Genomic DNA, 381 nt, shown 5'->3' with positions numbered 1-381 from the left:
GCGGTCCCGGCTCAAGGCCGGGATGATGAAAATGGTGATCAGGCCGCTTCTTCACTCTCGCCCAACCGCGCCTGCCGCGCCTCGGCCTCGCGCACGGCCTCGACTGCACGATCCACAACCTCCAGCCCGGCCCCAGCCTTGACGCCCTCGACCGTCAGAAGGCGGCGGAAGGCCCGCGCCCCGGCCCGTCCGTGCATCAGACCCAGCATATGCCGCGCCATACCGGCCAGACTGGCGCCCTCGGCCAGCCGCCCGGCCATGTAGGGCCGATAGCGTTCGATGGCGGCGAAGGGATCGACGTCCGCGACATCCCTGCCGAAGATGCGCCGATCCACCTGCCCCAGCAGGGCCGGCTCGTGATAGGCGGCGCGGCCCAGCATG

At 70.9% G+C, this 381-nt stretch carries 1 protein-coding gene; it reads right to left on the bottom strand.

From position 1 onward, the window contains the following. Nucleotides 1-38: 38 nt before the first annotated feature. Nucleotides 39-381 (bottom strand): tRNA-dihydrouridine synthase (locus tag HX774_RS18845; protein ID WP_178828956.1); only part of this gene is annotated, 343 nt, incomplete at its 5' end.

The sequence above is a fragment of the Brevundimonas sp. P7753 genome (assembly GCF_013386595.1).
GTDB classification, from domain to species: Bacteria; Pseudomonadota; Alphaproteobacteria; order Caulobacterales; family Caulobacteraceae; genus Brevundimonas; species Brevundimonas bullata.
The sequence above is the reverse complement of the archived record's forward strand: the minus strand, read 5'-3'. Positions and strand labels throughout refer to the sequence as shown.